The 3,578-nt window shown below is 73.8% G+C and carries 2 protein-coding genes and 1 pseudogene; 2 read left to right on the forward strand and 1 reads right to left on the reverse strand.

From position 1 onward, the window contains the following. Window positions 1-383: pseudogene (locus HW445_RS22550) on the forward strand (hypothetical protein); the annotation flags it as partial. 102 nt (window positions 384-485) lie between these two features. Here HW445_RS22550 and HW445_RS22555 read toward each other — a convergent pair. After that, window positions 486-2,147, reverse strand: coding sequence for an N-6 DNA methylase (locus HW445_RS22555; protein WP_180222793.1), 1,662 nt, complete (start codon window positions 2,145-2,147; stop codon window positions 486-488). Between the two features lie 143 nt (window positions 2,148-2,290). On the opposite strand from HW445_RS22555, the gene HW445_RS22560 reads away from it, so the two are divergent. Continuing rightward, a complete protein-coding gene (locus HW445_RS22560) occupies window positions 2,291-3,385 on the forward strand; it encodes an acyltransferase family protein (protein ID WP_180222794.1) in 1,095 nt (364 codons plus the stop codon). Window positions 3,386-3,578 lie beyond the last annotated feature (193 nt).

The raw sequence follows: 3,578 nt of genomic DNA on the forward strand, positions 1-3,578 counted from the left end.
GCGAGGACGGCGCCACCGGTCCCGCGGGTCCGCCCGGTGAGCAGGGCGAGCAGGGCGAGCAGGGGCCCCAGGGAGAGCAAGGGGAACAGGGAGAGCAGGGAGAGCCCGGCGAACCCGGCGAAGTGATCCCGACCTTCCTCGAGGTCGAGACGGGCAGCGCGGCCGCCACGTCCACCGCGACGGAGACGGCCACCTGTCCGGCCGGCAGCACGCTCACCGGTGGCGGCGTCACCGTGGACGACTCGCTGCTTTCCGTCGTCACGGTGCTCGAGTCGACCCCGGACGGCGCGAACGGCTGGACCGGCACGGTGCAGAACACCGGTGACGACGCCGCGGACTTCACGGTGAACGCCATCTGCCTGCCCCTCACCCCCACCGCCTGACGGGAGGCCCCTCCCCCGGGGACGCCGGGGGAGGAAGGAGCACGGCACCTCTCCACGGGGCGGCCCCGGAACGCCCTCCGGCGCTCCGGGGCCGCCCCCGTGTCAGCCGTCCGTCCCGGGGGCCAGCGCCCCGTTGCCCAGGCCCTCGCCCGCGAGTTCGGCGATCCGCCGCGTGAGGTCGGCGACCTCTCGCGCGCACGCCTCGAACTCCCGCAGCCTGCGGAACGCCGCTCCGTAGCGCCGCTGTTCCTCGATGTCCATCTGCGGCACCCGCGCCCCCCGCCCGTCGAGACGGAACGTCCCGCTGAGCGAGGTCGACCGCCGGACGTTGGCCGAGGAGCGCAGGAACCCGCGGAGGTAGTCGGTGTCGAGCTGGTCGCTGGCCGAGACGGGTTCCTCCCCGCCCTGGGTGACCAGCCCCGCCCGCGCCAGCTCGGCGACGCTCACGGTGGAGCCGTCCAGCGAGCCCGGTCCCCGGCCCTCCGCGAGCGCGGGGAGCAACCGCGCGAGCCGCTCCAGCCGCTCGTCGAGCTGTTCCCGCAGGGCCCGGTACTCGACGGCGAAGTCCCGGGTGGAGTCCTCCACATGACGCCCGGGTGTGAGGTCCACGCTGTCGTCGAGCAGGTCGATCAAGGCGATGTCGGCGGCCTGCGCGGGCCCGGGTTCCAGGGGCCCGTCCGGGTCGTTGTCGGTCAGGTCGACCATCCGGACGGCGGTGGCGGCGTCCCCGGGCCCGGTCGGTCGGCGCAGGTGCCAGAGGTGGACGGGCTGGGCGTGCGAGGCGGCGGTGCCGGGGGCCAGCGCGACGACCTGGGTGAGAATGCCGCGGCGGACCAGTTCGGCGCGGATGCGGCGGCCCGCCTTGCGGTAGGCGACCGAGGCGGGCATCACCATCAGCACCCGGCCGCCGGGAGCGGTGTGCGCGTAGGCGTGCTGGAGCCAGGCGAGCTCGCTCTCCGCCCGCGAGGGCGTGCCCAGTTCCCAGCGGCGGTCCAGGAGGAGCTGCTCGCGGCCCCAGTCGGTGTCCCCGACGGGCGGGTCGCAGACCACCAGGTCGGCCTTGAGGTCGGGCAGCCGGTCCTCGCGCAGCGAGTCGCCGACCGTGACGTCGACCCCGTCGCGGCCGGTGAGGCCGGCACGCAGCCGGGCGAAGCGCGCGCTGTCGGGGTCGATCTCCTGCCCGAGACGCCGCGGCCCGTGCTCGGGGCCGACGCGCAGCAGCAGGGTGCCGATGCCGCAGGCCGGGTCGAAGATCACCGCGTCCTTGGCGACCCGGCCGGCGAAGTGGCGCACGGCCCGCACCACACGGGCGGTGGTGACCTGGTCGGAGGCGGCACGGCGGACCGAGTCGGTGAAGCGCTCGGCGAGGCCGGTGACGAGTTCCACGGCGGAGCCGCGTTCGAGGAGCTGTGCGATCAGCCGCACGGCCTCCTCCGGGAGCGGTGTGACGGCATCGGGGTCGTCGACGTGCGCGGCGGCGTCGGCGAGAGCGCCGATCATGTCGTCTCCGTAGGCTCCGCGGAGCGTCTGCCAGAGCCTGACCTCCTCGGAGACGTCCTGTCCCTTGCGCTGCCGTTCGAGCCAGGAGCGGATCTCGGCCAGGTCGAAGAGCGGACTGTTGGGTCCGCCCCCGGCCGGTTCGGGGAAATCGTCGTAGCGCCGCCGCCAGTTGGAGACGGCGGCGCGGGTGACGCCGGCGAGACGGGCGATCTCCGAGCCGGTCACCAACGCCCCTGACGCCTGGCTCCCAGCACTCTCAGTCATGACCCACACCGTACACAGCACTCCGGCAGGTCGACAACGGAGAGACGTTGACAGCGTTCACGTGGATTGCTCCGGCCGGGTGAAGTCGGCCGAACCATCGCTGCGGAGGTTTGCCCTCCGCGCTTCCGGTGAGGCGCTTGCCCATGTCAACGGCGACAGAAAGCGCTCACCGGCCGGGCGGACCGGACGGGGCGGAGTCCTCCCCCGGGCCCGGCGATCCCTCGGCGGCCCGCGACGCGTTCTTCGACAACGCGAAGTACCTGGCGATCCTCCTGGTGGCGGTCGGCCACATCTGGGAGCCGCTGCTGCCGGACGACCGCGGGCTGCTGGCCCTCTACGTCTTCGTCTACTCCTTCCACATGCCCGCGTTCATCGTCATCTCCGGCTTCTTCTCCCGGTCCTTCGACGCCTCTCCCGGCCGGGTCCGGAGACTGGTCACCTGCTTCGTCGTGCCCTACGTCCTCTTCGAGACGGCGTACGCGCTCTTCACCCGCTGGAGCGACGACGACCCGCAGCGGCCCATCACCCTGCTCGACCCCACCTATGTGACGTGGTTCCTGGCGGCGCTGTTCGTCTGGCGGCTGACCGCGCCGCTGTGGCGGTCGCTGCGGTGGCCCCTGGCGGTGGCGCTGGTCGTGGCGATGCTCGCCAGCCTCTCGCCCTCGATCGGCGAGGACCTGGACCTCCAGCGGGTGCTCCAGTTCCTGCCGTACTTCGTCCTCGGGCTGTGCCTGCGGCCGGACCACTTCGCGCTGGTGCGGCACCCTGCCGTCCGGGTGCTGTCGGTGCCGGTGGCGTTGCTGTGCCTGGCGGCGGCGTACTGGGCGGTGCCCCGGGTCTCCTACGCCTGGCTCTACCACAGCAGCGCCGCCCAGCAGCTGGGCATGAGCTGGTGGGCGGGTCCGGTGGTGACCCTGCTGCTGTTCGCCGTCGGGGTGACGCTGGTGGCCTGTTTCCTCGCCTGGGTGCCGGCCCGCCGGACCTGGTTCACCGCCCTCGGCGCGGGCACCCTGTACGGCTATCTGCTGCACGGCTTCTTCATGAAGACCCTCGCCCGCACCGGCTTCCACGACCTGCTGCGGCCGCACGGCCTGCCGGGGCTCCTGGCGGTGACGCTGCTGGGCGCGCTGGTGGTCACCGCGCTGTGCACGGCGCCGGTGCGGAGGCTGTTCCGGCCGGTGGTGGAACCGCGGACGCGGTGGGCGTTCCGGGCTCCGCGCGAGACCGCCCCCGGGTGAGCGGCCCGTGCGGGTCAGGCACCGGGCGTCCGGGCCGTGACCGCCCAGGTGCGGTGCGGGACGCTGAGCGGGTCGCCGGGGAAGGTGTCGCGCAGCACCGCCGTGAGCTCGTCGGAGAAGGCCCGCACCTCCTCCTGCGGGAGGCTCGCGCCCACGCCGGCGCTGGCGCGGACGCGGCCCACCCAGTCCCCCA

This window comes from Streptomyces sp. UH6 (assembly GCF_013421635.1).
GTDB lineage: Bacteria > Actinomycetota > Actinomycetes > Streptomycetales > Streptomycetaceae > Streptomyces > Streptomyces abyssomicinicus.